Source organism: Microbacterium sp. NPDC097977, assembly GCF_040302605.1.
Taxonomy (GTDB): Bacteria; Actinomycetota; Actinomycetes; order Actinomycetales; family Microbacteriaceae; genus Microbacterium.
This window is the reverse complement of the sequence record NZ_JBEOUR010000117.1, coordinates 1-6,071: the sequence shown is the minus strand read 5'-3', so window position 1 is coordinate 6,071 and position 6,071 is coordinate 1. Positions and strand designations below refer to the sequence as shown.

General features: G+C 70.2%; 7 protein-coding genes. 4 read left to right on the top strand and 3 right to left on the bottom strand.

Features of this window, described 5'->3' with window-relative positions; genetic code table 11:
- On the bottom strand, positions 1-729 hold a 729-nt coding region (locus ABTZ43_RS16725; protein WP_350539588.1), incomplete at its 3' end, for an ATP-binding cassette domain-containing protein.
- A gap of 171 nt (positions 730-900) precedes the next feature.
- On the opposite strand from ABTZ43_RS16725, the gene ABTZ43_RS16720 reads away from it, so the two are divergent.
- The 4 genes from ABTZ43_RS16720 to ABTZ43_RS16705 all read left to right on the top strand — a co-directional run bounded on the left by ABTZ43_RS16720 (position 901) and on the right by ABTZ43_RS16705 (position 4,879).
- A complete protein-coding gene (locus tag ABTZ43_RS16720) occupies positions 901-1,521 on the top strand; it encodes a DedA family protein (protein ID WP_056418106.1) in 621 nt (206 codons plus the stop codon).
- A gap of 5 nt (positions 1,522-1,526) precedes the next feature.
- A complete protein-coding gene (locus ABTZ43_RS16715; RefSeq protein ID WP_350539587.1) occupies positions 1,527-2,783 on the top strand; it encodes a sensor histidine kinase in 1,257 nt (418 codons plus the stop codon).
- Positions 2,780-3,451, top strand: a complete 672-nt coding sequence (locus ABTZ43_RS16710) for a response regulator (RefSeq protein WP_350539586.1) — start codon at positions 2,780-2,782, stop codon at positions 3,449-3,451. Before ABTZ43_RS16715 ends, ABTZ43_RS16710 begins: the two co-directional genes overlap by 4 nt.
- Before the next feature lie 111 nt (positions 3,452-3,562).
- The gene (locus ABTZ43_RS16705) at positions 3,563-4,879 is read left to right on the top strand and encodes an acyltransferase family protein (protein WP_350539585.1); all 1,317 of its coding nucleotides are present in this window, start codon (positions 3,563-3,565) and stop codon (positions 4,877-4,879) included.
- Here ABTZ43_RS16705 and ABTZ43_RS16700 read toward each other — a convergent pair.
- Together ABTZ43_RS16700 and ABTZ43_RS16695 are read right to left on the bottom strand one after the other, a co-directional pair.
- Positions 4,826-5,419 carry an energy-coupling factor transporter transmembrane component T family protein gene (locus ABTZ43_RS16700; RefSeq protein ID WP_350539584.1) on the bottom strand — a complete coding sequence of 198 codons (594 nt, stop codon included), beginning with the start codon at positions 5,417-5,419 and terminating at the stop codon, positions 4,826-4,828. The genes ABTZ43_RS16705 and ABTZ43_RS16700 overlap by 54 nt on opposite strands.
- Positions 5,416-6,066 carry an energy-coupling factor ABC transporter ATP-binding protein gene (locus ABTZ43_RS16695; RefSeq protein WP_350539589.1) on the bottom strand — a complete coding sequence of 217 codons (651 nt, stop codon included), beginning with the start codon at positions 6,064-6,066 and terminating at the stop codon, positions 5,416-5,418. Before ABTZ43_RS16695 ends, ABTZ43_RS16700 begins: the two co-directional genes overlap by 4 nt.
- Positions 6,067-6,071: the final 5 nt, after the last annotated feature.

Sequence of the window (6,071 nt, the reverse complement as noted above, 5' to 3'; positions counted from 1 at the left end):
CTTCCAGTTCATGTTGTACGTGTCGATGATCTGACGGTTCGCATCGAGGTAGAACACGCGGTTGACCGTCTCGCCGACGAGCTCGACGTCGTGGCTGATCACGATCAGCCCGCCCTTGTAGTTCTTCAGGAACTCCCGCAGCCACACGACGCTGTCGGCGTCGAGGTGGTTGGTGGGCTCGTCGAGGATCATCGTCTCGGCGTCGGAGAACAGGATCCGCGCGAGCTCGATGCGGCGACGCTGTCCACCCGACAGGGTCGACAGCGGCTGGTCCAGGATGCGGTCGGGCAGCGACAGGTTGTTGGCGATCGACGCGGCTTCGGCTTCGGCCGCGTAGCCGCCCTGCCCCTCGAACTCCTCCGTGAGGCGCGCGTAGCGCTTCATCGCCTTGTCGGCCACGACGGGATCGTCCGATCCCATGGCGAGAGCCGCTTCCGTCATGCCGAGGTTGAGCTGCCCGAGACCGCGCGCATCGAGGATACGGGTGCGGGCGAGGTCCTCGGGATTTCCCGAGCGGGGGTCCTGCGGAAGATAACCCAGCTCCCCGGATCGGGTGACACTGCCCCCGGCCGGAAGCACGTCGCCGGCGAGCACCTTCGTGAGGGTGGTCTTGCCCGCGCCGTTGCGGCCGACGAGACCGATCTTGTCTCCGTCGCTCACACGGAACGACACGTTCTCCATCAGGAGGCGTGCGCCCACGCGGATCTCGAGTTCGTGCACGGCAAGCACAGCGGGATGTCCGTTCATTCAGGGGGAATCGGCCGAGCGGCCAAACTCCCAGTATAGATCGCTCCGCTGGGTGTTCCGTCGATGCGTCGCCGCACATCTACCTCCGTGGGGGGATGCGGTCGATACCCCAGGGTGATGACCCGCCGCCCCTCTGATTCCTAACCTTCTGAGGTGGACGTCATCAACGAGCTCATCCTGCAGACCGTCGCCTCCCCCTGGCTCTACGCCGTGCTGTTCGCGGTGACCGTCATCGACGGGTTCTTCCCCCCTGTGCCGAGCGAGACCGTCCTCGTGGCGGCGGCCGCGGTGCTCGCCTCCGCGGGCGACGTGTGGGCTCTGCTGCCGCTCGGTCTGGTCGCCGCCCTCGGCGCCGCCGTGGGCGACAACATCGCATTCGGGCTCGGTCGCAGGCTCGGCACGACGAGATGGTCGTGGATGCGGCGTCCCCGCGTCGTCGCGACCTTCGCCCATGCCGAGCAGGCGCTGTCGCAGCGGTCCGCAGCGCTGATCCTCGGCGCCCGTTACATCCCGGTCGGGCGCGTCGCCGTCAACATGTCGGCAGGGGCTCTGCGCTTCCCCTGGCGACGGTTCGTGCCACTGAGTCTCGTGGCCGGTGCGAGCTGGAGTGCGCTCAGCCTGACGATCGGGCTCCTCGCGGGCTCGTGGGTGCAGGAGCAGCCCTTGGTCAGCGCAGGGGTGGGTGTCGTCGTCGCGCTCGCCCTCGGTGTCGTCATCGATCGAGTCGCGGCCGCCCGACGCCGGCGCGCCCCGGTCGCGCAGCTGGCAGGATGACAGTCATGGCACGTCGACGGCGCATCGCGCGCGCTCCCCGCATCGCACGTCGCACCGTCGTCCTGGCCGTCATCGGAGCAGCCGGCATCGTTCTCTTCTCGGTGCTCGTGCCGATCCAGACGGCGTTGTACGGCACGCCCCTCCCCCTCTCGTTCATCCTCGCCGCCGCTGTGTGCACGGCGCCGCTGCTGTCCGTCACGCACCCCCGCTGGGCCATCGGGATGTTCTGCGCGGCCTCGTTCACCCTCCCGCTCCTGGTGGTCCCGACGCGCGCGACCGAGTCCCCCTGGCCGTGGTCGGTCCCCGCTCTCCTCGCTTTCGTGCTCCTCGTCGGGGTCACCACCTACGTCCACGGCGCGCGGGTCGGAGCGTTCCCTCTGGCGATCGGAGCGGTCCTGTCGCTCACCGCTCCACTGCTGCGTCCGGAGATCGTCGCGACGCCCGAGACGGCGGGCACCGCGACCGCGGACCTCATCGTCACGGTGTCCGTCGCCGCGGCGGTGTTCCTGGTGGCGATCCTCGTCGCGGGACGGATGCGGGTGTCGGCCGAGCTCGTCCGGGAGCGCGAGCATTCCGCACTCGAGGAGTCCCGGCGCTCCCTCGTCGAGGAGCGCACCCGCATCGCCCGCGAGCTGCACGACGTCATCGCGCACAGCATGTCGGTGATCCAGGTACAGGCCTCGACGGCGCGGTACCGGCTGCCGGAGATCGGCGATACCGCATCCGCGGAGTTCGACAGCATCGCGGCCACAGCGCGCGCCTCACTGACCGAGATGAGACGCATGCTCGGCGTGCTGCGCACCGAGGATCAGACCGCCGAACTCGCACCGCAGCAGGGCATCGACGACATACCGGCTCTGGTCGACACCCTGCGCCGCGCGGGCGTGACGATCGGTCTGGAGATCACCGGAGCGGTGACCGAGGCACCGCCGTCCGTCCAGATCGCCGTCTTCCGCATCGCGCAGGAAGCACTGAGCAACGCGGTGCGGCATGCCGCGGGCGCACCGGCGACCGTGCGGGTGCAGTCAGACGCCGACACCGTCCGCATCCGCGTCCGCAACGGAGCCGCGGCAGTCCCGGTGAACCCGACGGGCGGCGGGTACGGGCTGCGCGGCATGCGCGAGCGCGTCGAGCTGCTCGGCGGCGACTTCGCGGCGGGGCCGCAGTCCGACGGGGGCTGGGAGGTCGCGGCCACGCTTCCGGTCCTGCTCCCGCCCTCGAATCCCCCCGCCTCCCTCGAACGAACTCAGGAGATCCCGTGACCATCAGCGTCCTCATCGCCGACGACCAGGCCATGGTCCGTGCGGGCTTCGCCGCCCTTCTCGATGCCCACGACGGCATCCGGGTCACCGGCCAGGCCGCCGACGGCGCCGAGGCCGTCACCCTCGCCGCGAGGCTCGACCCCGATGTGATCCTCATGGACGTCCGGATGCCGCAGGTGGACGGCATCGAGGCCACGCGCCGCATCCTGGGCCCGGGGTATTCTGCGGCGCATGTGCCCCGGATCCTGATGCTGACGACCTTCGACATCGACGACTACGTCTACGACGCGCTCGAGGCGGGGGCCAGCGGCTTCCTGCTGAAAGACGCGCTGCCCGAGGAGCTCGTGCACGCGGTGCGAGTGGTCGCCGGCGGTGACGCGCTCCTCGCACCGAGCGTCACTCGACGGATGATCGAGCAGTTCGCGGGACGACGTCCGCGCACGCCCCGGGCGGCGACCGCGCTCGCGGAGTTGACCGACCGCGAGCGCGAGGTGCTCGTGCTCATCGGCCGCGGACGCTCGAACGGAGAGATCGCCACCGACCTCTTCATCGCCGAGCAGACGGTCAAGACGCACGTCGGCAAGGTGCTCGCGAAACTGGGCCTGCGCGACCGCGTGCACGCCGTGATCCTCGCGTACGACGCCGGGCTGGTCGAACCCGCGGCCTGAGCACCGGTGCCGACATCACACCACGGTAGGGGTGCGAACAGCCCCGCAGGGTGATCCGCTGCGGGCCACCGGGTTCATACGCTCCTCGGACACCCATCCGAGGAGGACACCATGGCCATCGTCGACACACCGCGGGTCACCGCCGCGCCGTCTCGGCTCCCTGCGGGCCGGGACACCGGGATCGACCTGCTTCGGGCGGTCTGCGTGGTCGGGGTCGTGCTCCTGCACGCGATCATGGTCGGCGTCACGGTCGTCGACGGTGCTCCGGTCTTCGTCAACGCGAGCGAGGGCACCCGATGGATCGTCCCTGTGAGCTGGCTTCTGCAGGTCATGCCGCTGTTCTTCATCATCGGCGGATTCGCCGGTCTGCTCGCGTACCGCCGTCAGCGCGACCGCGGCGCGTCTGCATCCGCCTTCATCGCAGGCCGGGTGCACCGGCTGCTGCGTCCGGCCGTGGTGACGATCGGCGTCGTGGGGATCGCACTCGGCGTGCTGAGCGCGATCGGCGTGCCGGCGGAGGTGATCCTGATCGCGGGGTTCCGCTACGGCCAGCCGCTGTGGTTCCTCGCGGTCTTCCTGCTCTGCCAGGCCCTGCTCCCGGCTCTCGCGCGTGCCCACGAGTCGATGCCGAAGACGACGCTGGGCGCGCTCGCACTGGCGGCGCTGGTCGTCGACGCCGTGCGCGCGCAGACGGGACTCGAGGGCGTGGGCTTCTTCAACCTCGCCTTCGTCTGGCTCGCCCTGCAGCAGATCGGCTTCTTCCTCGCAGACGGGACTCTCGACCGCCTGAACGGGCGCACGAGGGCCCTGGGCGGTGCGGCCGCTCTGATCGCGCTGGTCTGCTCGTTCGTCGGCGGCGTCCACTCCCCCGATCTGATCGCCAACATCAACCCGCCCACCACCGCCCTGCTGCTCGTCGGGGTCGTGCATCTGAGCGCCGTCTCCCTCCTCGGCGACCGGATCAGAACCCTCAGCCGGCGTCCGGCCGTTGCGGCCTTCTCCTCGTTCGTCAACCGCCGCACCATGACGATCTACCTGTGGCACATGCCCGTGCTGCTCGCCATGGCGGGCATGTCTGCCGTATGGGCAGCGACCTCGGGCATCGCACTCCCCGCACCGAGCAGCACGCTGTGGTGGGCGAGCAGGCCGCTGTGGCTCGCATCGGCGCTGGTCCTCACCGCTCTGGTCGCCGTCGTCTTCACCCGCGTGGAGACGCGCCCCTCGCCGTCGCCCACGGAATCGCGCACGCGCGTCTGGGCGGCGACCGCTCTCGGACTCGGCGGCGTCCTGCTGCTGCTGGTCGCCGGCACCTCCGTGCTCACCGCGACGATCACGGTGGGAGCACTGCTGTTCGCCGGGCGCCTCGCAGGCAGCTCAGGTCAGTCCGCGCGCAGCGAGCGCGTCACCCACATCGTCGGCATGGCGTAGCGTGCGCACCAACAGAGGCACCACCCCTCGTGCATCGATCCGGATCCCCCTGGCCCGGTGCGCGTCCCTGACGTCGGACGCGAACGAGGCGACCACGGGGACCATGGTGAGCGCGAGCGACATGGTCATCGCCACCGCATCGGGGTTCACGCCGTACCGCCGCAGGGGCACGAGGAGGCGGTGCAGAACAGCCACCAGCTGCTCCATGGGCGTCGTGATCGTCAGCAGCGACGCCGCCAGCAGGAGGGCGACGACTCTCCCCGTGTTGATCCACGCCGTCAGCGGGGACACGAAGATCCACAGCGCCGCGCCGAGCACCAGCACGAGCCACCGCAGACGCCAGATCTCCGTGCCGAGGACCCGCACCGGCAGCCGCGCCAGCAGATACAGAACACCGACCGCGAGCAGCGCCAGGGTGATGCTCATCACGCCGTGCGGAACCGCCGACAGCGTCAGCGCGAGCGCGGCGAGCACAGTGAGCTTCGCGCCGGCCGGCATCCGGTGCACGACGCTCGTGCCATGGCGATACGCCTGGATCATGCGCACAGATCTCGGTACGCGGCGATCACCTCGGCCGGTGCACCGGAGGCGTGGATCGCGCCATCCTCGAAGAGCACGGCGTGGTCGCAGCGCGACGCCAGTTCCAGGTCGTGGGTCACGATGACCAGCTGCGCCGCGCACGCGAGCAGCAGGTCGCCCACTCTGCGGGCATTGCGCAGATCGAGGAGCGTCGTAGGCTCGTCGGCGATCACCAGTCTCGGCTGCGTGATGAGCACCGAGGCGAGTGCGAGCATCTGCTTCTGACCGCCGGAGAGGTCGGATGCCGCGACCTGCGCGTGGTCGGACAGACCGTGCTCGGCCAGAGCCGCCGACACCCGCGACGCCACCTCCGCGCGCGGCAGACCGCGCAGCGACAGCGCCAGGTCCTCGGCCGGAGTCGGCATGAGGATCTGCGCCTGCGGATCCGTGAACACGAAGCCCACCCGACGCCGCAGTGCGACGGTGTCGCGCCTGCTGTCCAGGCCGTGCACCCGCACCGTCCCCGTCGAGGGGAGCACGAGTCCGTTGAGCAGTCGAGCGAACGTCGACTTGCCCGAACCGTTGGCGCCGATGATCGCCGTCGTCGCCGCGGTGAGCTCGACACTGACGTCGCGGAGGATGGCCCGCCCCTCGCGCTCGACGCTCACGTCGT

Bases quoted from the DNA above. Each gene is read 5' to 3' on its own strand.
- ABTZ43_RS16700 (WP_350539584.1), bottom strand. From the start codon at position 5,419: ATGATCCAGGCGTATCGCCATGGCACGAGCGTCGTGCACCGGATGCCG.
- ABTZ43_RS16705 (WP_350539585.1), top strand. From the start codon at position 3,563: ATGGCCATCGTCGACACACCGCGGGTCACCGCCGCGCCGTCTCGGCTC.
- ABTZ43_RS16715 (WP_350539587.1), top strand. From the start codon at position 1,527: ATGGCACGTCGACGGCGCATCGCGCGCGCTCCCCGCATCGCACGTCGC.